Source organism: Streptomyces sp. SID13666 (assembly GCF_010548325.1).
GTDB classification, from domain to species: domain Bacteria; phylum Actinomycetota; class Actinomycetes; order Streptomycetales; family Streptomycetaceae; genus Actinacidiphila; species Actinacidiphila fildesensis.
This window is the reverse complement of sequence record NZ_JAAGLX010000035.1, coordinates 20,575-47,443: the sequence shown is the minus strand read 5'-3', so window position 1 is coordinate 47,443 and position 26,869 is coordinate 20,575. Positions and strand designations below refer to the sequence as shown.

General features: G+C 72.0%; 18 protein-coding genes. 4 read left to right on the top strand and 14 right to left on the bottom strand.

All coding sequences use genetic code 11. The features are described from left to right. Window positions 1-7: 7 nt before the first annotated feature. The 9 genes from G3I60_RS32425 to G3I60_RS32385 all read right to left on the bottom strand — a co-directional run bounded on the left by G3I60_RS32425 (window position 8) and on the right by G3I60_RS32385 (window position 9,503). Complete coding sequence (locus G3I60_RS32425; protein ID WP_164292786.1) at window positions 8-1,174, bottom strand: glycosyltransferase; 1,167 nt, start codon at window positions 1,172-1,174, stop codon at window positions 8-10. A gap of 393 nt (window positions 1,175-1,567) precedes the next feature. Further along, window positions 1,568-1,912 carry a hypothetical protein gene (locus G3I60_RS32420; protein ID WP_138353411.1) on the bottom strand — a complete coding sequence of 115 codons (345 nt, stop codon included), beginning with the start codon at window positions 1,910-1,912 and terminating at the stop codon, window positions 1,568-1,570. A gap of 73 nt (window positions 1,913-1,985) precedes the next feature. Then, complete coding sequence (locus tag G3I60_RS32415; RefSeq protein WP_164292787.1) at window positions 1,986-2,141, bottom strand: hypothetical protein; 156 nt, start codon at window positions 2,139-2,141, stop codon at window positions 1,986-1,988. Between the two features lie 182 nt (window positions 2,142-2,323). After that, window positions 2,324-3,565: a DUF2637 domain-containing protein gene (locus G3I60_RS32410; RefSeq protein ID WP_164292788.1), complete on the bottom strand. Its 1,242-nt coding sequence runs from the start codon at window positions 3,563-3,565 to the stop codon at window positions 2,324-2,326. Between the two features lie 165 nt (window positions 3,566-3,730). Continuing rightward, window positions 3,731-4,702, bottom strand: a complete 972-nt coding sequence (egtD, locus tag G3I60_RS32405) for an L-histidine N(alpha)-methyltransferase (protein ID WP_164608086.1) — start codon at window positions 4,700-4,702, stop codon at window positions 3,731-3,733. Next, window positions 4,699-5,451 (bottom strand): ergothioneine biosynthesis protein EgtC, encoded by a 753-nt coding sequence (gene egtC / locus G3I60_RS32400; RefSeq protein WP_138353408.1) that lies wholly within the window; start codon window positions 5,449-5,451, stop codon window positions 4,699-4,701. The genes egtD and egtC overlap by 4 nt, the downstream gene beginning before the upstream one ends. Beyond that, entirely contained in the window at window positions 5,451-6,788 is a 1,338-nt protein-coding gene (gene egtB, locus G3I60_RS32395; RefSeq protein WP_343240802.1) for an ergothioneine biosynthesis protein EgtB, read from the bottom strand. Before egtB ends, egtC begins: the two co-directional genes overlap by 1 nt. Then, entirely contained in the window at window positions 6,785-8,119 is a 1,335-nt protein-coding gene (gene egtA / locus G3I60_RS32390; protein ID WP_164292910.1) for an ergothioneine biosynthesis glutamate--cysteine ligase EgtA, read from the bottom strand. The genes egtB and egtA overlap by 4 nt, the downstream gene beginning before the upstream one ends. 157 nt (window positions 8,120-8,276) lie before the next feature. Beyond that, window positions 8,277-9,503, bottom strand: a complete 1,227-nt coding sequence (locus G3I60_RS32385; RefSeq protein WP_164292790.1) for an aminotransferase class I/II-fold pyridoxal phosphate-dependent enzyme — start codon at window positions 9,501-9,503, stop codon at window positions 8,277-8,279. A 113-nt stretch (window positions 9,504-9,616) separates the two neighbouring features. On the opposite strand from G3I60_RS32385, the gene G3I60_RS32380 reads away from it, so the two are divergent. Both G3I60_RS32380 and G3I60_RS32375 read left to right on the top strand, forming a co-directional pair. Then, window positions 9,617-10,141: a hypothetical protein gene (locus tag G3I60_RS32380; RefSeq protein WP_164292791.1), complete on the top strand. Its 525-nt coding sequence runs from the start codon at window positions 9,617-9,619 to the stop codon at window positions 10,139-10,141. 211 nt (window positions 10,142-10,352) lie between these two features. After that, window positions 10,353-13,088, top strand: a complete 2,736-nt coding sequence (locus G3I60_RS32375) for an exo-beta-D-glucosaminidase (protein WP_164608084.1) — start codon at window positions 10,353-10,355, stop codon at window positions 13,086-13,088. An 82-nt stretch (window positions 13,089-13,170) separates the two neighbouring features. On the opposite strand, the gene G3I60_RS32370 is transcribed toward G3I60_RS32375, so the two are convergent. After that, the gene (locus G3I60_RS32370) at window positions 13,171-15,336 is read right to left on the bottom strand and encodes an RICIN domain-containing protein (protein WP_164292911.1); all 2,166 of its coding nucleotides are present in this window, start codon (window positions 15,334-15,336) and stop codon (window positions 13,171-13,173) included. A 91-nt stretch (window positions 15,337-15,427) separates the two neighbouring features. Then, entirely contained in the window at window positions 15,428-16,846 is a 1,419-nt protein-coding gene (locus G3I60_RS32365) for a ricin-type beta-trefoil lectin domain protein (RefSeq protein WP_164292793.1), read from the bottom strand. Between the two features lie 461 nt (window positions 16,847-17,307). Here G3I60_RS32365 and G3I60_RS32360 point away from each other — a divergent pair, with 461 nt between their 5' ends. Then, a complete protein-coding gene (locus G3I60_RS32360) occupies window positions 17,308-18,759 on the top strand; it encodes an NAD(P)/FAD-dependent oxidoreductase (RefSeq protein ID WP_164292794.1) in 1,452 nt (483 codons plus the stop codon). A 97-nt stretch (window positions 18,760-18,856) separates the two neighbouring features. Here the strand turns inward: G3I60_RS32360 and G3I60_RS32355 are convergent, their stop codons facing one another. Continuing rightward, window positions 18,857-20,017 (bottom strand): PP2C family protein-serine/threonine phosphatase, encoded by a 1,161-nt coding sequence (locus tag G3I60_RS32355; RefSeq protein ID WP_164292795.1) that lies wholly within the window; start codon window positions 20,015-20,017, stop codon window positions 18,857-18,859. Window positions 20,018-20,112: 95 nt separating this feature from the next. Between G3I60_RS32355 and G3I60_RS32350 the strand changes: the two genes are divergently transcribed. Next, entirely contained in the window at window positions 20,113-20,604 is a 492-nt protein-coding gene (locus G3I60_RS32350) for a MarR family winged helix-turn-helix transcriptional regulator (RefSeq protein ID WP_138353401.1), read from the top strand. Between the two features lie 40 nt (window positions 20,605-20,644). Here the strand turns inward: G3I60_RS32350 and G3I60_RS32345 are convergent, their stop codons facing one another. Both G3I60_RS32345 and G3I60_RS32340 read right to left on the bottom strand, forming a co-directional pair. Beyond that, window positions 20,645-23,035, bottom strand: a complete 2,391-nt coding sequence (locus tag G3I60_RS32345) for a SpoIIE family protein phosphatase (RefSeq protein ID WP_343241984.1) — start codon at window positions 23,033-23,035, stop codon at window positions 20,645-20,647. Between the two features lie 120 nt (window positions 23,036-23,155). After that, entirely contained in the window at window positions 23,156-26,677 is a 3,522-nt protein-coding gene (locus G3I60_RS32340) for a HAMP domain-containing protein (RefSeq protein ID WP_239070514.1), read from the bottom strand. Window positions 26,678-26,869 lie beyond the last annotated feature (192 nt).

The following is a 26,869-nucleotide window of genomic DNA, read 5'->3' as shown; positions in this document are numbered from 1 at the left end:
CAGCGGCTCAGCCGGGCAGGTCCTGCTCCGCCACCAGGTCTTCCAGGAGCGAGACGGCCCGGTCGGCGCCCGGCAGGGCGGCGATCTCGTCCCGCAGTCCTTCGGCGGCCAGCCGGTAGGACGCGTCCGCCAGTACCTCGACGACGGCCTCGCGGACGTGGTCCGGGGTGGCCGACACGGCGTCGAGCACGCGGGAGACACCCAGCGCGGCACAACGGGCCGCGTTCTGGGGCTGGTCGGCGCCCATCGGGATCAGCACCGACGGCAGACCGTACGCCAGCGCGCCGATCACGCTCCCGGACCCGCCGTGCGAGACGACCACGTCGCAGTGCGGCAGAAGCGCCGCCTGCGGGACGAAGCGCTCGATGCGCACATGGCCGGGCTGCGGTCCGAGTTCCGCGGGGTCAATGTCCTTGCCGACCGTCACGACCACATTGACCGGCAGATCCCGCAGCCCCTTCAGCACCCGCGCGAAGAGGTCCCCCGACTCCACGTTGAACACGGTGCCGAGGGTGAAGTAGACGGTCGGAGCGTCGTCCAGTTCCCCGATCCACTTCGGCACGGCTTCCTCCGCCACCGCGTCGAGGCCGCGCGGCCGGAGCGCCTGCCCGGTGGGCGGCAGCGGGAAGTCCGGGTGCCGGAAGCCGGGCGGGAAGGGCGCCAGGACGAGGTGGCGGCCGAGCATCTCCAGCCCGGGGTCGGCGGGCAGGCCGTGCTCGGCGCGCAACTGGTTGAGCGGCTCCGCGATCAGGTGGTGCCGGACGAACGAGCCCTCGGCTATGACGAGCACGCGCGCGTACGGCAGCCCCAGGCGCTCGGCCACGACCACACTGCCGAAGTCCATCTCCTCGCACACCAGCAGATCGGGCTCCCACGCGGCATACACGTCGACCCCGCTCGCCGCGCGCTCACGCGCCATCCGGCCGGCGAAGGCGTCCCGCAGGACCTGGTCCTCGCGCTCGGTACTGACCGCGAGGAGCGGACGCCGCTCCGCCTGCCATTCGCGGCCGGTGTCCTCCTCCAGGACGTCGAATCCCGCCGCCGCCACCGTCCTGGCCATGCTGGGACGGCAGGTGAACACGACGGTGTGGCCGGCCTCCCGTGCGGCGTCCGCGATCGGGATCAGCGGTTCGAAGTGGCCGTTCCCTCCGACGAAGGTGAACAGAATGCGCACGGTGGCGTCCCCTCTCGCTCGCGAAGGTCGACATCATGCCATCGTTCCGCGAGCGGGAGACGGGGGACGGTCCACGACCGGACAGCGGGCTCGGCCCAGGGCGAGCCGCGCTACTCGGCGGGATCGGGCTCCACCAACAGCCGGGCTGATCGGCCGCACCCGGGCCGCGCTGCTGCCGGCCTGACGGAACCCGCCTCGACCTCCGCGCTCGCCCACCGCCATGCCTCGCGGGCGGCACCGTATCGGAGCACCTGTCGGTGCTGCGGGACGCGGGCTTCGTCGTCGGCGAGCGCCTCCGGCACGAGATCCGCCACCGCCGCACGGAACTCGGCCACGCGGTGGCGGAGCGCGGGCACGGCGCCGGGTAGCGCACTGAGGCGGCGGCGACCGCCGTCAGGACGTGGGGCGCTCGTAGAGTCGGTCGAGCCGGTGGTCGAGGGCGACCAGGTCCGGATGCCGGGCGACGAAGCGCTTGCCGCGCTCCCGTTCCCGGACCGCGTCGCGGACGCTGCGCCGGGCGGCCCGGTGGAGCGCCGCGGCGAACCGGGCGGCCGGTTGCCCGGCGGCGGCCAGCTCAGCGGCCACGGCACGGAACTCCGCGTCGACCTCGGCGAGATGGGGACCGCGCCGGTCGGCCGCGTCCTCGACCGCGATCCGGGCCTCGGCCCGGTCGATGCCCAGTCGTGCGGCAAGCCGGAACGCGATCGTGTCCAGAACACGCTGCTGCTCGGGCGTCATGGATCCAGTGTTGCGCACGGAACGCCGTCGCGATAGTGTGCCGGGCCCCCTCGTCCGGAGGCAGATCCGCACGTCAGTCCTGGGGCTCGCCGTCCGGCGGGTCGATCCGGCGGGACTCCTCGGCACGGCGGCGCAGGGTGTTGCGACGATATCCGGCCACGGCGATCAGCAGGCCCGCGGCAAGGCTGACGCCGACCCACAGGCCGAGCCACTCCAGAACCGTGATCACCAGCGCCGCCACCTCCTTGTCTCGCCGGCTGCGCGGGGCAGATGGCGGCGGGTGAGGCGAACCCGTCAATACAACGCATTGCTACCGGATCATGCCGAACCGCTCTTACCGGAGTGTCCCAGCCCGTCGGCGTCCAGGAGGACAACTTCCCGCAACGGTCACTCCTCCGGGGGAGGTTGCTCTCAAACCTCCACACCGTATTCCGCTCCCGAGCGCTCCTCCTCGTAGCGTTCCCGCAGTTGGCCGGCATAGCGGCGCAGGCTGTCGGGGCTCAACGGCTGACCGCCGCGGCCGGAGACGTTGTAGCGGACGAAGAGACTCTTCGCGAGATCGTCGAAGGTCGGGTACTGGCCCAGGGCGTCGGTCAGTTCGACGAACGCGGCGTAAATGGTGTCGAGGCGCGAGGCGGCGCCGGCGGGACCCGCGGGCGCGGCGGCCGGCTGCTCGCGCGCGGCCACCGGTTCCGGCTCGGGCGCCGTGCGGTCGTCCGGCGCCGGGTACGCGCCGAGCTCGCCGGACTCGTCCGTGGGCAGCACCGGGACCGGGGTGAACCAGAGGTTCTCGTATCCGTCGCTCCCGTCGTCCTCCGCCGGCTGTCCGGGGTGGGCCCGGCCGTCGACGCTGTCCGGGCCGGGGGCGGCGGACTGCTCATGGCGCGTGGCTCCGGCGTCCTCGCCCTCTGCGGTGGCGCCGTCCGGTCCCCCGGGGCCGGCGGTGACGGCGGGCACGGTGGGAAGGGTGATGCCGGCGGCGGCGAGGCCGAGGGTGGCGGTTTCGGCGAGGGGGATGCCGTAGCGGGCCAGCCGCAGCGGCATGAGGGCCTCGATGGGTGCTTTGCGGCGCCAGGCGCGGCCGTAGCGGGCTTGGAGGCGGGCCTGGTAGACGAGGCGGTCCTGCTCGAGGCGGATGACCTGGTCGTAGGAGCGCAGCTCCCACAGTTTCATGCGGCGCCACAGCTTGAAGGTGGGGAAGGGGGCGAGCAGCCAGCGGGTGAGGCGGACCGATTCCATGTGTTTGTCGGCGGTCAGGTCCGCGACCCGGCCCACCGCGTGCCGGGCGGCCTCGACGCAGACGACGAACAGCACCGGGATGATGCCGTGCATGCCGACCCCGACCGGGTCGGGCCAGGCGGCCGCGCCGTTGAACGCGATGGTCGCGGCGGTCAGCAGCCACGCGGTCTGGCGCAGCAGCGGGAACGGGATCCGCATCCACGTCAGCAGCAGATCCAGCGCCAGCAGCACCACGATCCCGGCGTCCACCCCGATCGGGAAGACGTTCGCGAACCAGCCGAAGCCCTTGTTCTGCGCGAGCTCCCGCACCGCGGCGTACGATCCCGCGAAACCGATCGCGGCGATCACCACCGCACCGGCGACGACCACACCGACAAGAATCCGGTGCGTCCGGGTCAAACGTATCGCGGGCACCCGCGACCCCTCCTGTAGGTGTCGTACATCAGTTCAGCGGTGCCCAGAGTCTCATGGGCCGAGCCCGCCGGAAGTGACACCCCTCGAACACCCCTGACATGAGACGGCTCCCGCACCGCCGAGGGCGGTGCGGGAGCCGGTCACGGTGTCCGCGGAGAAGCGCCGTTACCGGGCGACGGACAGCGACAGCCCGAACCTGCCGCCCGTATCCGTCCACCAGTGGCGCAGGTCGAGCCCGGAGGCGTCGAGCTCCTCGCGCAGGCCCTCCTCGCGGAACTTCGCGGAGATCTCGGTGCGCATCTCCTCGCCCGGCTCGAAGGTGACCGCGAGGTCGAGCTCGGGGATCTTCACCGTCAGGTGGGAGCGGGCCCGCAACCGCATCTCGATCCACTCGTGTTGCCGGTCCCACAGAGCGATGTGGTCGAACTCACCCGGGTCGAAGTCGGCGCCGAGTTCGCGGTTGATGACGTGCAGCACGTTCTTGTTGAACTCCGCGGTCACCCCGGCCGCGTCGTCGTAGGCGGCGACGAGGGTGGCCTCGTCCTTCACCAGGTCCGTGCCGATCAGCAGCGCGTCGCCGGGGGCGAGTCCGGCGCGGACCGCGGCCAGGAAGCGGGCGCGTTCGGCGGGCAGCAGATTGCCGAGGGTGCCACCGAGGAAGGCCACCAGCCGCGGCCCCTCGGCCCCGGGCACCCGCAGGTCGCCCAGGAAGTCGCCGATGAGGGCGTCGACACGTAGCCCGGGGTACTCCTTGAGCAGCGCTTCCCCGGCCTGTTGCAGGGCCGCCTCACTGACGTCCACGGGTGTGTACGTCTTCAGCGTCCCGGCGGCGAGCAGCGCGTCGAGGAGCAGCCGGGTCTTGTCGGACGATCCGGAGCCGAGCTCGATGAGGGTGGCCGCTCCCGTGGCGGCGGCTATCTCCTGCGCTCTGGTCTGCAGGATCTCCCGTTCCGCCCGGGTCGGGTAGTACTCCGGGAGCCGGGTGATCTCCTCGAAGAGCTCGCTGCCGCGGGCGTCGTAGAACCACTTGGGCGGCAGCCACTTGGGGTCGGCGGTGAGCCCTTCGCGTACGTCGGCGCGCAGGGCGTCGGCGTTGGCGTCGGCGGGCAGGCGGCGGGTGAGCGTGAAGGTACTCAACGGTTCGGCTCCTTGAGCGTCGTGAGCTGGATCTCGTCGGGGGTGGCGACGAGCAGGGTCCGGTCGGGGACCCTGACCCAGGTGTCCTCGTCGTCGTGGGGTTCCGAGACGACGAGGACCGAACGGCCCGGCTCGTGGCGGTAGTAGAGGGTGTCGCCCCAGGTGGTGGCGGCGATGACGGCACCGTCGGTGAGAAGGAGGTTGAGGCGCCCCCGGTCGTGCGGGGCGAGGTCGGCGATGGTGCCGGCGAGAGCGTCGCCCGGCGGCTCCCCGGCCCGCAGCCGGTGCAGTGCCAGGGCCCAGACGAACGCGGAGTCGCAGCGCGCGTCCAGGGAGAGCAGTTCCGCGGCGGAGAGCCGCGCGGCGGCGGGCTCCAGGGTCGCGGGCCAGCCGGTGAGCGCCCCGTTGTGGCTGAAGAGCCAGCGGTCGGCGGCGAACGGCGCCGCGGCGTTCTCTCCCGCCGCACCGCCCTCGGTCGCGGAGCGGACGGCGGCCAGCAGCGCGCCGGTGCTGATGACGCGGGCGAGGTCGGGGAAGGAGGCGTCGGCCCAGATCGGTCCTTCGCGGCGGTAGCGAGCGGGCACCGGATCGCGGTCCGCGTACCAGCCGACGCCGAATCCGTCGGCGTTGACCGTTCCGTGGCGCTGCTCGCGGGGCGCCCAGGACTGCCGGTACAGACTGTGCTCCGGCTCGGTGAGCACGGTGCGCAGCGCGACGGGCGGCCCGAGATAGGCCAGATGCCGGCACATCAGCGGCTGTCCTGGGAGCGGGCGGTGCGGAAGCCGGAGAAGATCTGCCGGCGTACGGGGTGGTCCCAGTTGCGGAAGGTGCCGCGGCACGCGACCTGGTCGACGGCGAACGCTCCGCCGCGCAGCACCTTGTAGTCGCCGCCGTAGAAGACCTCGCTGTACTCCGGGTAGGGCCAGGCGGCGAATCCGGGATAGGCCAGGAAGTCGCTGCCGGTCCACTCCCAGACGTCGCCGATGAGCTGGCGCACTCCGAGCGGGGAGGCTCCGGCGGGGTAGCTGCCGGCGGGGGCGGGCCGCAGGTGCCGCTGGCCGAGGTTGGCGTGTTCCGGTGCCGGGTCCTCGTCCCCCCACGGGTAGCGCCGGGAGCGGCCGGTGGCCGGGTCGTGGCGGGCGGCCTTCTCCCACTCGGCCTCGGTGGGCAGCCGGCGGCCGGCCCAGCGGGCGTAGGCGTCGGCCTCGTACCAGGACACGTGCAGGACGGGCTCGTCCGCGGGCACCGGTTCGGTGACGCCGAAGTGCCGGCGCAGCCACTGGCCGCCTTCCCGGCTCCAGTACAGCGGGGCGAACAGCCCGGCCCGCTGCCGGTGCTCCCAGCCGGGACCGGTCCACCAGCGCGGGTCGTCGTAGCCGCCGTCCGCGATGAACTCCAGGTAGGCGCCGTTGGTGACCGGCGTGGTGTCGATGTGGAAGGCGTCGACCTGGACGCTGTGGGCGGGGCGTTCGTTGTCCAGCGCCCAGGGTTCCGCGGAGGTGCCCATGGTGAACGGTCCGCCGGGCACCAGGACCTCGCGCGGCAGCGTCGCGGCGTCGGCGGGCGCGGCGGGCGGCGACGGGGCGCTGAGGACGGCGGGGCCGGTGCGCAGCTGATGGGTGATCAGCATGGTCTCGTCGTGCTGCTGCTCGTGCTGGGCGACCATGCCGAAGGCGAATCCCGCGTCGAGGAGGCCGCTGCCGTGCAGCGGGGTCTTCTCGATGAGGTCCATGACCCGGCCGCGGACCTCGTGGTTGTACCCGCGGGCCTCACCGGGCGGCAGCAGGGGCAGCCGGGGCCGTTCCGCGCGGGGGTGCTCGAACGCGTCGTAGAGCGAGTTGATCTCACTGGGGAAGATCGGCTCGTGGCCGCCGACGGTGCGCAGCAGCCACAGCTCCTCCTGGTTGCCGATGTGTGCGAGGTCCCAGACCAGGGGTGACATCAGCGGTGAGTGCTGGGCGGTGAGGTCCGGGTCGTCGACGCACTCGGTCAGGGTCCGGGTGCGGGCGCGCGCGGTCGTCAGGGCCGCCGCGATGCGGGCGCGCAGCGCGTCCTCGTCCGGTCCGGGGGCGGTGCTGTCGTTCACGCGCGGTCCTCCTTGGTCGGCGTGCCGGTCCGGGCCGGCGGGCGGCCGGACGCGGAGCGGACCTGGTCGATCAGGTCGTCGGCGGGACATCGGCCGCGCGCTATGTAGCGCTCGGCGAACTCGGTGACGGTGGCCTGGACGTGCGCGGGTGCGCCGATCCGTGGCAGCGCGTCGAGGGCGGCCCGGAAGCAGGCGTCGGCAGCCCTGCGCAGGGCCGGGTCGGTCAGGCCGCGGCGGGCCGCGCGGACCCACAACGGGTTACGCGGGGCGGGCGGGCCGCCCACGCCCAGCGGCAGCAGGGCCTGCAGCGCCGCCTGGTGGGCGACGGGGTCGTCGAACAGGGCGGTGACCACGGCCAGTGGCACGATCCAGCCGTCCTCGCCGGACTGCGCGTCGATCATGCGCAGTTCCAGGTGGCCCTGCGGGCGGACGGGCGGGAACAGGGTGGTCAGGTGGTAGCGCAGATCGTCGAGGGTGGGTGCGGAGCCGGCCGGGCCGCCGTTCCCGATCCAGTCACGGAAGGTGAGTTCGGTGGGTGCGGTCCAGGGCAGGCCGTCCTCCTGCCGGATGCACATCACCGGCGCGTCGAGGGCGTACCGGGCCCAGGCGGCGCGGGGTTCGCGGTCCAGCGGCGGGGCGAGGGTGCGGGCGGTGTCCATCAGCGACCACACGGCCTGCCGGGTGGACCGCCAGCCGCTGGGGACCCCCTGCCGCAGCGGTGAGTTGGCGAACGCGGCGACCAGGACCGGGCCGAGCAGATGGGCCAGCCGCCAGCGGGAACGGATGCCGTGCGGGCCGGGGCTGTCGGTGCCCGCGTCCACGCAGACCTGCACGGAGGCGGTGCTGCACATCATGGAACGGCCGGCGGTGCCCGCCCGGTCGAAGTACTCCTCCATCGCGACATAGCGCGGGAGGTCCAGGATGCGGCGCGGTGTGCGGTAGGGATCGTGGCCGTGGCCTGCGGCGACGAGGCCCCGCGCCTTGAGATGGCCGCGGACGGCGGCCAGGTCGGCCGAGGTCTCCTCGACGCACTGCGCGAGGGAGTCGGCGGGGCGGGAGCTGAGTTCTATCTGGCCGCCCGGCTCACGGGTGAGCCCGGCGTTCAGCGGGAGCTGTTCCAGGCCGCTGACGGCGTCTGCCAGCCGGCCGGGGTCGATGTGCAGGGCCGGGTCGTGCGCGTCGTGCAGAAACCACTCGAGCTCGGTACCGATCCTGGTCGGTGGGCCGGTCTTGAAACAGATGCCGTGGATGAACAGCTCGGCCTCTGCCTCGGTGACCGGTCCGGCGGAACCGGGCTGCCGCCGGGCCGGTCGCCTGGCGGTGCCTGCCATGTCATGGCGCATGGTGATGTCTCCCATCGGGCCGTTGTAACGGCCGCTAACCAATGTGCCTCACTACGGCCGATCGCGCTCACTTTTTCTTATGGTTTGTTCGAATATGTTCACTTTTTGGCCGGTGTTCTCTTGCGTCACATGCCCCCCGCATGCGTCACCGGTCCCCCGACCGCATTCCCGGCCGCTTTTCGGCGAAACGGGCGATCCGGTCGGCCGCCTCGGCGAGCGCCGGCTCCGGCAGCGCGAAGTTCAGGCGTGCGTAGCCCTCCCCCGCCGCCCCGAACCTGGCGCCGTCCGTCAACTCCACCCCGCACGCGGCCAGCAGCACCTCGCGGATCCCGGCATGCGGCGCGACACCCTGCGGCAGGGCGCCGCCGAAAGCCGCTCCGCGCAGCCACAGCAGGAAGGACGCCTCCGGCACGCATGCGACCGCTCCGGGAACCGCGTCCGCCAACCGGGTGACGATCAGGTCCCGCCGGTCCGTCAGCCCGGCAGTGAGTGAACGCAGCCACGGCTCGCCGTGTTCCAGCGCGACCTCCTGGGCGAGCGCCCCGAGCAGTCGGCCGCCCTCGAAGAAGCCCCATCCCTCCAGCGTGGCGACGACACGTCGCCGCAGGCCGGCGTCGGGCACGAGGAGGAACGCGTCCGCCAGGCCGCTGACGTTGAAGGCCTTGCCCACCGAGTGGACGACGACGGTGTGCCGCGCGAACTCCCCGGCGGCGTGGACGGCGGTGATGTGCCGGTGCCCGGGATGCACGATCTCGCAGTGCACCTCGTCGCTGATCAGCAGCCCACCGCAGTCGGCCGCCGCCGCGGCGAGCGCATGCAGTTCCGCGGCGTCCCAGACCCGGCCGGTGGGATTGTGCGGGCTGCTCAGCGCCACCACGGCGCCCGGTTCCCGGCGGCACGCGTCGGCGAACCCGTCCACGGCCAGCCGATAGCCGCCGCCCGTCCGGTCGAACGGGATCTCCCGTACGGACCGGCCCGCGGCACCGGCGACGGCCGAGAAGCCGCCGTACTCGGGCGTCGGCGTCAGCACCGGGCCGCGCGGCGCCGGGCCGGCCGCGGCCGCGTCGAGCAGCACGCGTACCGCGGTGCGGGGACCGAACGGCAGCAGCACCACCCAGTCGGGGTCGATCGCGGCCGCGTGGCGGCGGGCGTACCAGCGCGCGACCAGCTCCCGGGCGGCGGGATCGGCCCGGGTGTACCCCAGCGCGCGATGGTCCAGCCGGTCCCGGAGCGCCGTGTAGAGGGCCGGAAATCCCGGCAGGTCCATATCGGCCACGCCCAGCGGGATCCGCCCGGCGTCCTGCTCCACGCCCGCGGTCAGCCACTTCACGCTCCGGGTGCCCGTCCGGTCCAGCCCGCGTCCGCCGTCCATCGGTCTCCCTGTCGTCGCCGCCGACCAGCCCGTCCGTCCCTGCCTACCCGTCCAGTCGAAGTAAACAGCGAAAATCGCTTGCCCCTCCGATCCGGAGGAGTAATTTTGATTACATGATTACAGCGAAGGATCGTGAAGCGGTACGCGGCTGGTTCGCCGGGCGCCTGCCAGAAGGGCTGTTCACCGAGCTCCTGGACGTCACCGTCGACCGGGAGGAGATCACCGTCGTCGGCCGGATCCCCGAGGCCGAACTGGCCGCCGGCGTCTCACAGGCGGAGCGGGACGCGGCCCAGGAGGGGCGCATCGCGGAGTTCCGCGGGCGCACCCGCGGCGCCCGCATGGAGGTGGCCCGGGAGGCCGAGGAGAAGTACGGGCGCAAGGTGTCGTGGGGTGTGCAGTGCGCGGACACCCGCAGCTGGTACACCACGGTCGCCGCGCCGGTCATGACGCGGCTGCGGCAGCCCGAGCGCCAGGTGCTCGACACGCTGATCGCCGGGGGCGTGGCCCGCAGCCGCAGCGACGCGCTGGCCTGGTGCGTACGGCTGGTCCAGCGCAACGCCGACGAGTGGCTCGGCGACCTGCGCGGCTCCCTGGAGCACGTCGAGCAGGTGCGCGCACAGGGGCCCGACACCGACTGACACCCGTCCGCCGCGGACCGACACCCCCTGCGTGCCGGCGCCGTCCCGCCACCGCGGGACCGCGTCGGCACGCGCATGTCTCCCAGGCGCCGTTGACACGGCCTGCCGGGCTCCTTAAATTCAGGGGAACCGCATTAGTAAAGTTCCTTAACTTAAAACTCGGCACCCCTGCCCAGGCGCGAACCCCCCACGAGCCACTGGGAGATCCAGCGTGTTCCTCCGTCCGGCACCACACCATCGACGGCAGGCCACCGCGGCGGCACTCGCCGTCCTCGGTCTCGCCCTCGCCCTCGTCCTCCCCGCCAACGCAGCTCCCCCGTCCCCCACCGCCGCCCGCCCGGCGGCACCGGTCACCGCGACCGCGTCGGGGCCGGGCTCGGCGACCGCCCTCACCGGCTACGCCATCCAGTCGTCCGCCAAGGTCACCGACTCCCCCACCGCGGTCTCCACGCCCGGCTACCCGGCCGCCGGCTGGTTCCCGGCCGGTCCGCGCTCCACCGTGCTCGCGGCACTGCTCGCCACCGGCCGCTACGCGGACCCGTTCTACTCGCAGAACCTCAAGAAGATCCCCACCGCGGACTTCGCCGTCCCGTGGTGGTACCGCTCCGACTTCACCGTCAGCGACACGTCCGCGCGCACCTATCTCGACTTCAGCGGCGTCGTCTCCGCCGCCGACGTGTACGTCAACGGCGTCCGGATCGCCACCAAGGACGCGGTGGCGGGCGCCTACACCCGGCATGAGCTGGATGTCACCGCGCAGGTCACGGCGGGTACCAACACCGTCGCCTTCCTCGTCCAGCCGAACGATCCGCGGAAGAACCTGACCATGGGGTGGATCGACTGGCTCCAGCCGCCGCCCGACGAGAACATGGGCCTGGTCCGGGACGTCCTGGTGCGCCGCGGCGGACCGGTGGCACTGCGGGACGCGCATGTGGTCACCGCGCTGGCGCTGCCGTCCCTCGGCTCGGCCGACCTGACCGTGAAGGCACAGGTCCGCAACGACTCGGCGGACCCGGTCACCACGACCGTGTCCGGCACGATCGGCGCCATCACCTTCAGCCAGAACGTCAGCCTCGCGGCACACCAGACGAAAGCCGTCGCCTTCGCGCCGTCCGGCTACCCCCAACTGCGGCTGAACCAGCCGGCGGTGTGGTGGCCGGCCGGCATGGGCGCCCAGGCGATGTACGACCTGCAGCTGACCGCCACCGTCTCGGGCACCGCCTCGGACAGCGCCCAGGAGCGCTTCGGCATCCGGGACGTCAAGGCACCGGTGGACGGCAACGGCGCGCGCCAGTACTCCGTCAACGGCCGCAAGCTGCTCATCAAGGGCGGCGGCTGGTCACCCGACGTGTTCCTGCGCTGGGACCGCACGTACACCGAGGACCGGCTGCGGTACGCGCTGGATCTGGGCCTCAACACCATCCGGCTCGAAGGCCATATCGAACCGGACGAGTTCTTCGACCTCGCCGACCGGTACGGCATCCTGACGATGCCCGGCTGGGAGTGCTGCGACAAGTGGGAGGGCAACGTCAACGGCGGCGAGCCCGGCGACAAGTGGACCGCGGCCGACTACCCCGTCGCCAAGGCGTCCATGGCCGGTGAGGCCGCCCGGCTGCGCGACCACCCCAGCGTCATCTCGTTCCTCATCGGCAGCGACTTCGCCCCGGACGCCACCATCGAGAAGGGGTACGTCGACGCTCTGAAGGCCGCCGACTGGCCGACACCCGTGGTCGCGGCCGCCTCCGCCAACTCCGCGCCGCTGTCGGGTCCGTCCGGCATGAAGATGAGCGGGCCCTACGACTGGGTGCCGCCCAACTACTGGTACGCCAAACGTGAGGGCGGCGCCACCGGCTTCAACTCCGAGACCAGCGCCGGTCCCGACATCCCCACCATGGACACACTGCGCCGCACGCTGTCCCCCGCCGAACTCGAAACCCTCTGGAAGGACCCCACCGCCCCGCAGTACCACCGCTCGCCCTCGTCGACCTTCAAGGACCTCAAGCTCTTCGGCAACGCGCTGACCGGCCGCTACGGCAAGCCGACCGGCCTGGACGACTACGTCCGCAAGGCGCAGCTGGCCCAGTACGAGGCCGTGCGCGCCCAGTTCGAGTCCTACGGCCGCAACGCCTCCGACAGCTCCCAGCCGGCCACCGGAGTCATCTACTGGATGTTCAACAGCGGCTGGACCTCACTACACTGGCAGCTCGTCGACCGCTATCTCGACCAGGGCGGCGCCTACTTCGGCGCCAAGAAGGCCAACGAACCGCTGCACGTCCAGTACTCGTACGACTCCCGCTCGGTGGTCCTGGTCAACAACCGGCACGCGCCCGCGTCCGGACTGACCGCCCGGGTGAGCCTGTACAACACCGACGGGACCATGAAGTACGACAGGACCAGTACCGGACTGACCGTCGGCGGCGACGGCGCCAAGACCACCGCACTCACCGTGCCGGCCACGGTCAGCGGGCTGTCCACCACCTATCTGGCCAAGCTGGTGCTGACGGACTCCTCGGGCGCCGAGGTCAGCCGCAACGTGTACTGGCTCTCCACCCGGCAGGACGTCCTGGACTGGAACAACACCGACTGGTACTACACCCCCACGACCGCCTACGCCGACCTCAAGGGACTCAGCTCCCTGGCCCCGGCCACCGTCACCGCGACGGCACGGACCACCGCAGGAAGCGACGGTACGTCCACGACCGCGGTCACCCTCAGCAACACGGGCACGGGCAAGGCGCCCGCGCTGCTGACCGACGTCCATCTGGTGGACGGCGCCGGCGCCCCGGTGCTGCCGGTGACCTGGTCCGACAACGAGGTGAGTCTCTGGCCCGGCGAGTCGGTGACACTCACCGCCTCGTACCGGACCGCGGACCTGCACGGCTCGGCGCCCCGCGTGCGGGTCTCGGGCTGGAACACCGCCACCGCCACCGTCCCCGCGAGCCGGTAGTCCCCGCGAACCGGTAGCCGCCGCTACGCACGGATGCCGCGCCCGGCCGCTGGTCACAGCGGCCGGGCGCGGCATCGTGGGCTTACGGGTAGCTGACGAGGTCGGCGACGTTGCTGCCCGAGTTGGACGGGCCGCCGGTGGAGTTGATGACGTGGTTGATGGTTCCGGTGCCGCCCAGGGAGACGGTCACCATGTTGTGGAACTTCACACCCGAGGTGTTCGGTACTTCGAAGGAGTGTTCCTCGACGACCGCGGGATTGCTGCTGAAGTAGCAGTAGCTGCCGAAGCCCCATGCCTCATGGCTGGTGACCGAGTCCGCGACCTTGTAGGCGGCGTAGCCTCTGGTGCCGCCGTTCATCCAGGCCGCCTGGTTGGGCGGATCGTAGGGAAGCTCGTTCTGGTAGAAGTACGTGCGGCCGCCGTTGCCGTTCCAGATGGTCTGGTACTGCTGGTAGTGCTCGACGAACAGCCCGTACATCGTGACGTTGTTGCCGTTCACCACCAGGCCGGTGGCCGCGGTGTTGGACGTCCATCCGACGCCGCTGCCGTGGTCGGCCCGCCACAGCCACATGTGGTCGCCGATGACGTTGGAGCTGTTGACCACCAGGCTCTGGGTGGCCTTCCCGACGCCCGCGCCGCCGATGCGGAAGAACACGTCGTGCAGGGAGGTCGGGTCGGCCGAGTGGCTCTGGCCCGAGCCGGCCGGGCCGACCTGCATGAGCGTCGCGGAGTTCACCGAACCGGCGTCGATCAGCAGTCCGGCCATCTTCACCCCGTCGACGTCCGCGACCGACATCGCGGTCACGCCGTTGTCCGGGACGAGCGTGGCGAGGCCCAGGCCGAGGACGACGGTGTCAGGACGGGTCACCCTGATCGTGTCGTTGAGGTGGTAGACGCCCGGGGTGAAGAGCAGGTCCTTTCCCTGCGCGAGGGCCCCGTTGATGTCGGCCGAGGTCGCGCCCTGCTTGACGATGAAGAACTGGCTGATGGGCAGCGAGGAGCCGGCGGCCGTGCCGTTGGCCCACGTGGTGCCCTGCGAGTTCGACCGCAGCGCGGGGACGAACACCTGGTAGGCGCCCGACGCGTCGATGTAGAGGAACGGCTTCTCCCGCGTGACCGGGGTCTGGTTCACGGTGGTGTAGGGCGGGTTGGGGAAGGTGTTGGCGGGCGCGTTGGTGTCGCCCACGAAGACCATGTTCCAGTTGGATCCGGTCCAGCTGCCCCACTGGCTGTTCCGTGACAGCCACTGCTGCTGCGAACCGGAGCGCACCTGGCCGTCGACCTTGGAGTCGGCCATGAAGCCGCCGCTGGACCAGCCGCCGTCGTCCAGTGCGAGATTGCCGCGCACATGCATACGCCGGTACGGCGCGGCCTGCGAGACGGCCCACCGGTCGGTGCCCGAGGTGGGGTTGACGGAGAGGTTCTCGGCGGAGCGCCAGAAGTTCTGGGTGGCGTTGCCCTGGAACCAGTCGGCTTCCGCGTGCACACCGCCGTTGATGGTGACCGCGTCGGGCGACAGGCCGAGACCGGCAACCTGCGTGTAGAAGCCGACGTTGACGTCGGCGTTGTAGGTGCCCGGCTTGAACAGCAGCGCGAAGCGGTTGGCGCCGAACTGGTTGGTCTCCTGCTGGCTGAAGACGGTGTTCAGCCGGCTCTGGATCGTCGACGCGGACATCGACGGGTCGAAGACGGAGACGTTCGGGCCCAGGTCGGGGGTGCCGGGCGGGTTGTCCGGCGGGGTGCCGGTCACCGGGGTCACCTGGAAGGACTGGGCCGTGGTGCCGTTGCAGGCCCACTGCTGCAGCTGGACGCTGTTGGCGGTCGAGGCGCTCGGCACATCCAGGCACTTGCCGCTGTTGCGGCTGACGAAGTGGTACGAGCCGCCGGTCTCCTCGACCGGCAACCACTGCTGGTTGTTGCCGCCGCCGTAGGTCCACAGGTGGATCAGGCCGCCGTCGGCGGTGGAGACATCGGCGACGTCCCACACCTGGGCGGCGTTGCCCTGGCTGTTGACCCGGACGTAGCCGTCACTGGTGGCCTGGAACTGCCACTGCTGCGCGGCGGTGCCGTTGCAGGTGTACTGCTGCACGGCGGTGCCGTTGGCCGTCGAGGCGGCGCGGGCGTCCGCGCACAGGCCGCTGTTCTTGTTGGCGACGGTGACCGGCCCGGTGGGCAGGGCCGCCGCCGACGCCTTGCCGGCCGGCGCCAGGAGCGTCCAACAGGTCAGGGCGAGGACGACGAACGCCAGCGCCAGGGGTGCCGCTCTTCGGGCGGTGAGCGGATGGTTCGAGTGTCGTGCGGTCACGGAGTACTCCTGTCGTTGTGGGGTGCGGCGGTCATCAGCTGGGGAGCACCCACTGCTGATTGGCCGACCCCGCGCAGTCCCACAGCTGGAGGCGTGTGCCGTTGGCCGAGCTCTGCCCGGTGGCGTCGAGGCAGCGGCCCGAGGCGGGGTTCACCAGCGTGTTGCCGGAGCGGGTCCACTTCTGGGCACCGCCGCCGGAGCAGTCCCACAGCTGGATCTTCGTGCCGTTGGCGGTGCCCTGGCCGGTGGCGTCCATGCACTTGCCCAGCGCCTTCAGGGAGCCGTCAGCTGAGACGGTCCAGTTCTGGGCGCCGGTGCCGTTGCAGTCGTAGAGCTGTACGGCGGTGCCGTTGGCCGAACTCGCGGCCGCCACGTCGACGCACTTGCCGGCGATGCCGGTGATCCGCCCGGTGGGCTCGGTCCCGCCGCCACCGTTGTTGCCGGTGATCGCGTTGAAGGTGCGGGCGAACTGGTACGGGCTCTGCGAGGTGCCGCTGCAGCTGTCGGACAGAGTGCCGTTGCTGGCACAGGCCTTGTCACGGCCCAGTGCCCAGAAGGACAGCTCCTGGATGCCGTGGCTTGCGGCGAAGGTCTCCAGCGAGGTGGCGTTTGCGGTGGTGAAGACCTCGTTTGTCGAGTCGTTCACCCCGATCATGGGGGTGTTGCCCTCCATGGCCCACAGCTGGTCGGAGGTCTTGGTGTTCCAGATCTGGCCGAGTTGGCCGTGCAGGGCGGTGGCGGCGTTGATGGCGGCCTGGCCCATGTCCATCGAGGGCCCGTAGTCCATCGTCATGATGTTGACGACGCTGACGTTGAGGCCGCGGCTCTTCGCGTTGTTCAGCAGGCTGATGGAGTTCGACTCCAGCCCGGTCGGGTTGACCGGGAGCGTGTAGTCGACGGCGAGGGTGCGGCCGGCCGCCGCGTACTGCTGCTGCAGCGCGGCGAGCGCCTGGTTGCGGCGGTCGTTGGCGGCGGTGTCGTTGAGCGCCCCGCCTTCGATGTCCAGGTCGATCCGGGTCAGGTTGAGGGTGTCGACGACGCGCTTGTACTGCGCCTGCAGCGTGGAGACCGACGTACACGCCTGGCCGAGTTCGGTTCCGGCGGCGCCGCCGAAGGAGGCGATGACATCGCCGCCGGAGGCGCGCAGGCTGTTGATCGCGTTGGTCCAACCGGCGTCACCGATATCCGTGTTGCCGTTGAACGTCGCGTTGCACCCCCCGCCGCCGATGACGAAGGCGAGCGTGAAGTACTTGAGGCCGGTGGCGGCCTGCGCACTGGCCATCGCCGAGGGCGAGTTCCAGGTCTCGACGTAAGGAGCCGCGTAGTGCGCGGGGAATCCGGGTCCGGGGTTGGCGGCGGCGTTCGCGGCCGGGCTGCTGCCGAGCAGCAGCCCCCCGGACATGATCGGGATCGCTGCGGCGACCAGGGTTTTCTTCAGGCGTGACCAGGGCATGGCTGTCCTTCGGAACGTGCGCCGGGAAGCGCGTGGGGGTGCCCGCCGCCCCAGGGGTGGCGGAGTCCTGACCGGTGGTGCGCAGACCGCGGCACGCCCCGGTGTGGTGCGGCTCCGGGCGTGTCGTGGCCGGTCGTGCGACCGGTGCACGGCCGGTGTGCGGCCGTGCATCAGCTGTGGTGGGACGAGCCGCCGGTGATCTGGTGGGGGTCGGCGGCGGCCGCCGGAGAAGGCCGCGTAAGGAAGTTGCGGAAGCGCGGCTTCTTTTATCACCACTTAGTTCAAGGGGTGATTGAACTCGCGTGATCATGGTCGCGTCAAGGGTCTGGACCAATCAAATGGAACTCTCCCCACCACGGCCTTTCCGCTGCCGCCGCGCCCGCGCGACAGGTGGTGGCCGTACCCGGGCCGTTGGGTGAAGATGACTTCTGGACGCCCACCCCCTGCAGACAGGCCCTCTCATGAGCCCTTCCCCTCAGTCATCCGGGACCACGACGTACGACGTCATCGTGATCGGCGCGGGCCCGGTGGGCGAGAACCTCGCGGACCGCACCCGCGCCGCGGGCCTCACCACCGTCGTCGTGGAGAGCGAACTCATCGGCGGCGAATGCTCCTACTGGGCCTGCATGCCCAGTAAGGCGCTGCTGCGCCCGGTGGCCGCGCTGGCGGGCGCCCGCGGCGTCGCCGGTTCCCGCGAAGCGGTGAGCGGCGGTCTCGACGCCGCCGCGGTGCTGGCCCGGCGCGACAGTTTCGCCTCACACTGGAAGGACGACGGACAGGCCGCCTGGCTGAAATCCGTCGATGTCGACCTGGTACGCGGCGAAGGGCGGCTCGACGGGCCGCGCCAGGTCGTCGTCCGCGCACCCGACGGAACGGAGCGGACGCTGACCGCCCGGCACGCGGTCGCGGTCTGCACCGGCAGCCGCGCCGTCCTGCCGGAGCTGCCCGGCCTCGACGCGGCACACCCGTGGACGAGCCGGGAGGCCACGTCCTCGCCGGCCGTGCCCGGCCGGCTGGTCGTGGTGGGCGGCGGCGTGGTCGGCGTCGAGATGGCAACGGCCTGGCGGGCGCTGGGCTCCGAGGTCACCCTTCTGGTGCGCGGCGCCCAACTGCTGCCCAGGATGGAACCGTTCGCCGGCGAGTCCGTCGCGACATCACTCACCGAGGCGGGAGCCGTCGTCCGCACCGGAGTCGACGTGGCGGCCGTCCGCCGGGAGTCGCCGTCCGCACCGGTGACGGTGATCCTGGAGGGCGGGGAGGAGATCGAGGCGGACGAGGTCCTCTTCGCCACCGGCCGCGCCCCGCGGACGGACGGACTCGGCCTGGAGACCGTCGGGCTCACCGATGGATCATGGCTGGAAGTCGACGACTCCTGCCGGGTCACCGCCGTCGACGGCGGCTGGCTGTACGCGGTCGGCGACGTCAACCACCGCGCGCTGCTGACCCACCAGGGCAAGTACCAGGCGCGGATCGCGGGCGCCGCCATCGGCGACCTGGCGGCCGGCCGGCCACTGGACACCTCACCGTGGGGCCCGCACACGGCGACCGCCGATGTCGCGGCGGTGCCGCAAGTGGTGTTCACCGAACCCGAGATCGCCTCCGTCGGCCTGACCTCCCAGGAGGCCGAACGCGCCGGGCGCCGGATCCGCGTCATCGACCACGACCTCGGCCAGGTCGCCGGCGCGTCCCTCTACGCGGACGGCTACCGCGGCCAGGCCCGCATCGTCATCGACCTGGACCGCGGCCACCTCATCGGCGCCACCTTCACCGGCCCCGGCGTCAGCGAACTGCTGCAGTCCGCCACCATGGCCGTCGCGGGCGAGATCCCCATGGACCGCCTCTGGCACGCCGTCCCCGCCTACCCGACGATCAGCGAGGTCTGGCTGCGCCTGCTGGAGGCCTACCGGCAGTAGCCCGCTCAGCGGCCGGTCCTGGCCGCGCGTGCCTGACCGCCCGAGGAGGCGTTCGAAGCGGGTTCCGGCGCGGGCGCGGCCCTGACGGCCCGGGCCGTCAGGCGGGCGCGCCGAACCAGTCCAGGCAGACGACCAATGCGTCGTCGTCGCCCTGGGACGAGCCGCGGTGTGTGGTGAGTTCCCTCAGTACGGCCCGCGGCACATCGGCCGCGGGCAGGAGCCGTGTGGCCAGCAGCGCGCGGGCCAGTGCCCGGTCGCCGTACGCCTCACCGCCGGCATTGGTGACGGCGTGCACCCCGTCGCTGACGAACAGCAGCCGGTCGCCGGGCAGCGCCCGGATCGACTCGGGTTCGTAGTGGGTGCCGTCGAACATGCCCAGCGGGAGCTGGGCGTCGAACGTCAGGGGCCGTACCGTTCCGTCCCGCAGCACGAACGCCCTCGGTGATCCCGCGTCGATGATTTCCACCAGGCCGGTGGCCAGCTCGAACCGCAGTAGCAGGCACGCCAGGTGCCAGGTGCCGCGGTGCTGGCCGTACACCGCCTGGTCGGCGAGCGCGGCCTGGTCGGCCAGCGGGAGTCCGGCGCGCCGGGCGTTGCGCAGCGCGCCCACACCCAGGCTGGTGAGCAGCGCGGCGTTGATGCCGTCGCCCATCCCGTTGGTGATCGACAGGGTGAGCGCGTCGGGCGAGGCGGACCAGTCGAAGTTGTCCCCGAAGGTGTCGTACGCGGGCTCCAGCTGCGCTCCGAGGGCGAACTCGGGACGGGTGCAGGAGCGGGCGGGCAGCAGCTGCCACTGCATCTCGGCGGCGAGGGTGAGCCGGTCCAGCCGGCGCGCCTGGACGTAGAGGTCGGTGTCGCGCTCGGCGACCACCACCTCGCGGGCGAGCAGCCCGGCGATCTCCAGCAGTTCCGCGGTGGCGGCCGGGTCCGGCGGCTGCGCGAACGTGACACTCAGCACGCCGAGCCGGTCACCGCGCGCGGTGACCGGCAGGTGCAGGACACTGCGGCCGTCCCGCCGCTCGGCGTATGGTTCCTGCGAGCCGAAGGCCCGGCCCGCGCCCGATCCGTCCACCGGCAGCGGCGGTACGCCGTGCGGCGGGACCGTCATCGCCTGCAGGTGGCCCAGACCGTAGTCGGCCATCAACAGCTCCGCGTCCAGGGCGTCGTGGCAGCGGGCCAGGACCGGCCGCAGGGCGTCGAGCAGGGCGGGAGGTGTCGCGTCGCGCAGGGCGCGCTCGGAGTCCTGGAGTGCGTTCACTGGTGGCCGGCCACGCCTTCGGTCGATGGGGCGGTACTCACCGGCGGGAGCCGGAAAGCTGACAGTTGGGGTCGGACAGTGCGAAGGTGAAGGCTATGCACTCCTCCCGATCCGCAACCCACCTCGAGGAGGCGGCAGGCGCCGCCTCGGAGATCACTGAGCTTCTCGAGGTGTTGTGGGGCCGTGGACGTGACGATTCCGCGGCTCCGGTGTCCGCCTCGCAGCTGCGTGTGCTGTTCATACTCGCGGACAACGAGGGCATCAATCTCCGCACCCTGTCCGAGGCGCTGGGCTCGGCCCCGCCGTCCGTCAGCAGACTCTGCGACCGGCTGCAGGCCGTCGGATACCTGGAGCGCGATCCCAATCCGGCGAGCCGGCGCGAGGTCCGGCTGCGGCTCAGCGGACGCGGCGTGAAGTTCCTCGACGAGTTGCGGGCCCGCCGCCGCGAGCAGCTGTCGCAGGTGCTGGCCACGATGGAGCCGGCCGCGCGGACGGACCTGCTGAGCGGGTTGCGCGCGTTCCGGGACGCCGCCGCTTCCGAGGCGTCCCCGCTCCCGGCGCACACGGTCGCCGCGCACATCGCGTAAGCGCCGTCCACGGCGCGCGGGCTGTTCACCGCAGTGATGTTCACCGCAGCCGGAATCCGATGATGCAGGTGTCGTCGTCGGTGTCGGAGTTGCTGTGGGTGAGCAGCCGGTCGAGGTCCTCCTCCAGGTCGCCGGTGGGCGGCCCGGCATCGCGCAGCAGCTGCTCCAGGGACTGGTTGACGGTACGGTCCCGGCGTTCCAACAGCCCGTCGGTGTAGAGCAGCAGGGTGTCCCCCGGCTCCAGGACGACCGTCTCCTCCGCGTAGCTCGCCTCGGCGACGGCGCCGAGCAGGATGCCGGCGGGCAGCGGCAGCACCGTGGACCGCGCGCCGCGGACCAGGACCGGCGGCGGGTGCCCGGCCCGGGCCCAGCGGACGACCCGGGTCGACGGGTCGTAGAGCCCGCAGACCACGGTGGCGGTGACGTGTTCGGTGAGCCGGTGGGCGACGGTGTTGAGCCAGCCCAGCATCCGGCCGGGTCCCGCACCGGTCGCGGCCAGACCGCGCAGGGCGTTGCGCAGCACGACCATGCCGGTGGCGGCGTCGATGCCGTGCCCCGCGATGTCACCGACCACCAGCAGCACCTGCTTGCTGGGCAGCACGACGGCGTCGTACCAGTCACCGCCGACCAGGTGGCCCTTCTCCGCGGGCCGGTAACGGACGGCGACCTGCAGCCCGGACGCGTCGATGGGCGCGGGGGCCGCCGGCATGATGGCGCGCTGGAGCTGCAGGGCGAGCAGATCGCGTTCGTCGGCCCGCTGCTCGGAGTCGGCGAGCTGGTTGCGGGTGGCCGCCAGGGCGACCTCCGTCCAGTGCTGCGCGGAGACGTCCTGGTAGGCGCCGTGCACGGTCATCGGGCCGCCTTCCGGGCCGGCCGCCGGTTCCGCGACCACCCGGATGTACCGGACGACTCCGTCGGGGCGCAGCAGCCGGAAGGCCGTCGACGCGGAACCGCGCTGGTGCAGCACCTCCCGCAGAAACCTTCCGATGATGTCGGCGTCGTCGGGGTGGGCGTGGTGGCGCAGCCGTTCCAGCGGGATCGGCGCGGAGTCCGGCGGCAGCCCGTAGATGTCGAACAGCTGGCTGTTCCAGATGACCTCGCCGGTGGCCGGGGTCTCCTCGAAACCGCCGATCCGGCCGAGGCGCTGGGTGTGCTCGACCAGTGCCGCCAGCCGGGTCGCCTCGTTGTGGGTGCGCCAGCTCACCAGCAGGGCGTCACCGTACCGTCCGATGCCCAGCGCGGCGGTCGGGTGCGGCGCCGTGCTCTCGGCGGCGGCCGGCAGCACCGTCCGCTCGGTGCGGAACGGCTCGCCGGTGCTGTGGACGCGCAGCGCCCGCTCGTACAGGCCGCCGTCCGCGGCCGCGAGCGGGTAGGCCTCCAGCAGTGGTCGTCCGGTGATGTCGGCCCGCGGGCGGCCGGCGAAGTCCGTGAAGTGCTCGTTGGTGTACGTGATCCGGAAGTCGCAGACCTGACCCTGGTCGTCCAGCAGCGGTTGGAGGACCAGCGCCGGGTCCAGGAGACCTTCGGCGAGGCCGCCGAGCCGGGCGGCGCTGTCGGCCCGGACCGGTTCGCCGCCGGGTGCGGCGGTGCCGGTCCCCTCCAGCGTGTGGGCGCACAGTCCGGCAAGGGCGGTGAGCTGGCGGTGGACGGCGCGCGGCAGCGGTGTGCCGGGCTCCGGCCAGCACACCTCCAGGACGCCCACCGTGCGGCCGGCCCGCTGCGCGGGGATCAGCGCCCCGGCGCCGGCACCGCTGCCGGACAGGCCGATGGACGCGGCCGACGCCGGCGGGGCGCCGTGCCACAGCGTCCGCCCCGACAGCAGCGCCTGCTGGGCGAGCGTCCCGACGCGCGGCGGCACGTAGCGCCAGCGGACGGCCTCCGCCGCGGGGAATCCCGCGCTGCCGGCGAGGGTGAGCGAACCGTCCTGGTCGGCCTGCCACACCGCGGCGGCGGTGGCGCCCAGCGGCTCCAGCGCGTGGACGAGAAGTGACTGCGCGACCGTCTGCGCGTCGGTGCCGCTGAGCGCTCCGGCCTCCGCGATCCGCAGCCGGACGGAAACGGGAGGCGCCGCCCGGTCGGTGCCGTCGTCCGGCGCCGGGACGGCCCGCGACAACGGGTCGTGCGCCGCTTCGTTGACGATGTCGGCGGCCAGCTCGGCGGTCGGCAGCCCGGCGCGGGCGGCGAGTTCCTCCAGGTGCCTGGCGGCCTCGGCGGGTCCGTCCACGCCGCGTTCGACCAGGATGCCCTTCGCCACGTCGAGCAGCCCCTGCGTGGCGGCCGCGCTCTCCTGCGCGTCGAGCCTGCGGCGCAGCCGCTCCACGACCGCCGCCAGCCGTTCCACACCGGACCCGCCCGTGCCGGTCCCCGCGAGCGGTCCGGGGGGCACCGGCCGCCCGGTGTCCGGCGCGGATTCGGGGGTGGGGTCGTTCACGGGCGCGGGTCCTTCGGGTCGGGAGAGCGGTTCCGGCCGGGCGTCCGCCGCCGGATGCGGTGTCGACGGCCCAGGTGGTGCGGGTGAGGTGGGTGGCGTGAGTGGCGGGTGCCGGCTGCGCTACCGCAGCCAGCGCCGTATACAGGCCACCAGGGCTGCGGAGTCCACCGGTTTGGTGACGTAGTCGTTGGCGCCGGAGGCCAGGCTCTTCTCCCGGTCCCCGTGCATGGCCTTGGCGGTCACCGCGATGATCGGCAGATCGGCGTAGTGGGGCATCGCGCGGATCGCGGCGGTGGCCGCGTACCCGTCCATCTCCGGCATCATCACATCCATCAGGATCAGGTCGATGCCGGGGTTCAGGTCCAGGGCGTCGATGCCCTTGCGACCGTCCTCCGCGTGCAGGACCCGGACCCCGTGGAGTTCGAGCATGCTGGTGAGCGCGAAGACATTGCGGGTGTCGTCGTCGATGACCAGGATCGTCCGGCCGTCGAGTCCGACGGCGGCGGCGCCGCGGGCGGTCTCCCGCGGCCGGTAGGACTTCAGGTGGCGGGCGATGCGCTCCCGCAGTTCGTCCAGTCCTGAGAGCACTTCCAGCGGACGGGTGCGGGCCCGCTCGGCGATCTGCCGTTCCCGCTCGGGGTCGAGCCGCCGGGTGGGGTGGACGAGGACCGGTACCTCGCGCAGCGCCGGTTCGCTCATGATCGCGTCGAGCGAGCGCAGACCGGCCTCGCCGTTCGCGTCGAGTCCGAGCACCACGCAGTCGTACGGCTCGGTGGCGAGCGCCTCCACGGCCTCCGCCGCCCCCGCGGCGCTGCGCAGCCGGACCCGGCCGCGCGGATCGGCCGGACCGCGGCCGTGGTCGAGTTCCGCGACGACGCTCTCGGCGACGAGCGAGAGCAGTCCGCGGGGCTGGTCCTCGATGACGAGCAGCCGGCGCCGCTCGGTCTCCCGCTCCCCCTCGCGGTCATGGCCGCGGTTGCGGTTCTGGTCCCGTTCCCGGTCCGGTTCCGGGGACGACAGGACGAGCGGTTCGGCTGTCGCGTCGCCGGTCGCCGCCGCGTGCAGCGCGGCGAAGTCGGGCTGGGCGACGGGCAGATGGAAGGTGAAGACGCTGCCCTCGCCGGGGACGCTGGCCGCCTGGATGGAACCACCGAGCAACTGGGCGATCTCCCGGCTGATGGACAGGCCCAGGCCGGTGCCGCCGTAGCGGCGGCTGGTGGTGCCGTCGGCCTGCTGGAACGCCCCGAAGATCGCTTCGAGCTGTTGTTCCGCGATCCCGATCCCGGTGTCGCGGACCTCCAGGGCCAGCATGGGGCCCTGGGAGACCGCCGCCGCCGGAAGGTCGCCGGGCGGGGCCACGAAGACGCGCAGCGCGACCTCGCCCGCTTCGGTGAACTTCACGGCGTTGGACATCAGATTGCCCAGGACCTGCCGCAGCCGGGCGTCGTCGGTGAGGACCTCCATCGGCGTACCGGACGCCACCTCGACCCGGAACTCCAGGCCCTTCTGCGAGGTCAGCGGACGGAAGGTGGATTCCACGTAGTCCACGAGCTGGCGCAGCGGCACCCATTCGGGGGCGACGTCCATCCGGCCCGCCTCGACCTTGGACAGGTCGAGGATGTCGTTGATCAGCTGGAGGAGGTCGGATCCGGCGGAGTGGATGACGCCGGCGTACTCGACCTGCTTGGGCGTGAGGTTGTGGTGCGGGTTCTGGGCGAGCAACTGGGCCAGCACCAGCAGGCTGTTGAGCGGGGTGCGCAGCTCGTGGCTCATGTTGGCGAGGAACTCGGACTTGTACTTGGAGGCGAGCGCGAGTTGCTGGGCACGCTCCTCCAGCTCCTGGCGGGCCTGCTCGATCTCCAGGTTCTTGGTCTCGATGTCGCGGTTCTGGGTCGCCAGCAGCGCCGCCTTCTCCTCCAGTTCGGCATTGGAGCTCTGCAGCTCCTCCTGCCTGACCTGCAGTTCGCTGGAACGGGCCTGCAACTCGGCGGCGAGCCGCTGCGACTCGCCGAGCAGCTCGTCGGTGCGGGCGTTGGCCACGATGGTGTTGACGTTGGCGCCGATGGTCTCCATCAGCTGGTCCAGGAAGTCCCGGTGGATCTGGGTGAAGCGGTGCACCGAGGCGAGCTCGATGACGCCCAGCACCTGGCCCTCGACAACGATCGGCAGCACGATCAGGCTGGCGGGCGGCGTATGGCCGAGCCCGGAGGAGATCACATAGCCGGCCGGGATGTCGTCGACGGCGATGGTGCGGCGGCTGCGGGCCGCCTGTCCGACGAGGGACTGGCCGAGCTTGAACCGGCTGGGCCGGTCCTGCGATCCGGTACCGGACGGATAGCCGTAGGAGCAGATCAGCTGCAGCTCGGTGCCCTCGGGGGCGTCCTCGGCGAGGTAGAACGCGCCGTACTGCGCGGCGACGAGCGGCGTCAGCTCGTCCATGATCAGTTCGGCGACGACGCCCAGGTCCCGGCGGCCCTGCATGAGGCCGGAGATCCGCGCGAGGTTCGACTTGAGCCAGTCCTGCTCCTGGTTGGCCCGGGTCGTCTCGCGCAGCGACTCCACCATCGAGTTGATGTTGTCCTTGAGGTCGGCGACCTCGCCGGAGGCGTCCACCGAGATCGACCGGGTCAGGTCGCCCTCCGCGACGGCACCGGTGACCTCGGCGATGGCGCGGACCTGCCGCGTGAGGTTCCCGGCCAGCTCGTTGACGTTCTCCGTGAGCCGCTTCCAGGTGCCCGAGACGCCCTCGACCTCGGCCTGGCCGCCGAGCCGGCCCTCGCTGCCCACCTCGCGGGCGACGCGGGTGACCTCGGCCGCGAACGACGACAGCTGGTCGACCATCGTGTTGATCGTGGTCTTGAGCTCGAGGATCTCACCGCGCGCGTCCACGTCGATCTTGCGGGTGAGGTCGCCCCGGGCGACGGCCGTGGTCACCTGCGCGATGTTGCGGACCTGGCTCGTGAGGTTGTTCGCCATGGAGTTGACGTTGTCGGTCAGGTCCTTCCAGGTGCCGGCCACGTTCGGCACCCTGGCCTGCCCGCCGAGCATGCCCTCGGTGCCGACCTCGCGGGCGACCCGGGTCACCTCGTCGGCGAAGGCGGACAGCGTGCCGACCATGGTGTTGATCGCCTCGGCGAGCGCGGCGACCTCTCCCTTGGCCTCGACACTGATCTTCTGCGACAGGTCGCCCTTGGCGACGGCCGTCGAGACCTGGGCGATCGAGCGGACCTGGGTGGTGAGATTGCCCGCCATGACGTTGACGGAGTCGGTGAGGTCCTTCCAGGTGCCGGACACGCCCGGTACGACCGCCTGGCCGCCGAGCCGGCCGTCGCTGCCGACCTCGCGGGCCACCCGGGTCACTTCGGAGGTGAAGAGCGACAGCTGGTCGACCATCCCGTTGAAGACGGTGGCGATCTCGCCGAGCAGCGCCGTGTCACCGGGCAGCCGGGTACCGAAGTCGCCGTCACGGACGGCGGTGAGCTCGGCGAGCAGCCGCCGGAGCTCCGCCTCGCCGACCGGTCCGCCGCGGTCGGCGGAGTCCGCCGTGTGGTCCGGGGCCCGGTCGTCCGTGCGGTTCTGCGCACCGCCTGACCGGCCGCGCGGTGGTTTCACCCGTGCGTCCGCATCCACCATGTCGCCCATGTCAGTCCCCATCCCGCCATCACGTCGTCACCGCATGTCGAGCGGGTGCCCGAGGCTCTTCCATCTTCATTGCCACATGACAAATGTTGCCTTGCACTTCGCAGGCTAGCCCAGCATCCCGCCTTCCCGCGCCACACGCCAGAACTTCTTCCACGGCCGCCGCGCGAGGCAGGGGTCGCAGGGGTGCGATCC

What these genes read in the sequence shown, in the direction of transcription:
- G3I60_RS32340 (WP_239070514.1), bottom strand. Translation starts at nt 26,677, where the DNA reads ATGGGCGACATGGTGGATGCGGACGCACGGGTGAAACCACCGCGCGGC.
- G3I60_RS32420 (WP_138353411.1), bottom strand. Translation starts at nt 1,912, where the DNA reads ATGACGCCCGAGCAGCAGCGTGTTCTGGACACGATCGCGTTCCGGCTT.
- G3I60_RS32365 (WP_164292793.1), bottom strand. Translation starts at nt 16,846, where the DNA reads ATGCCCTGGTCACGCCTGAAGAAAACCCTGGTCGCCGCAGCGATCCCG.
- G3I60_RS32350 (WP_138353401.1), top strand. Translation starts at nt 20,113, where the DNA reads ATGCACTCCTCCCGATCCGCAACCCACCTCGAGGAGGCGGCAGGCGCC.
- G3I60_RS32380 (WP_164292791.1), top strand. Translation starts at nt 9,617, where the DNA reads ATGATTACAGCGAAGGATCGTGAAGCGGTACGCGGCTGGTTCGCCGGG.
- G3I60_RS32385 (WP_164292790.1), bottom strand. Translation starts at nt 9,503, where the DNA reads ATGGACGGCGGACGCGGGCTGGACCGGACGGGCACCCGGAGCGTGAAG.
- egtA (WP_164292910.1), bottom strand. Translation starts at nt 8,119, where the DNA reads ATGGCAGGCACCGCCAGGCGACCGGCCCGGCGGCAGCCCGGTTCCGCC.
- egtC (WP_138353408.1), bottom strand. Translation starts at nt 5,451, where the DNA reads ATGTGCCGGCATCTGGCCTATCTCGGGCCGCCCGTCGCGCTGCGCACC.
- G3I60_RS32360 (WP_164292794.1), top strand. Translation starts at nt 17,308, where the DNA reads ATGAGCCCTTCCCCTCAGTCATCCGGGACCACGACGTACGACGTCATC.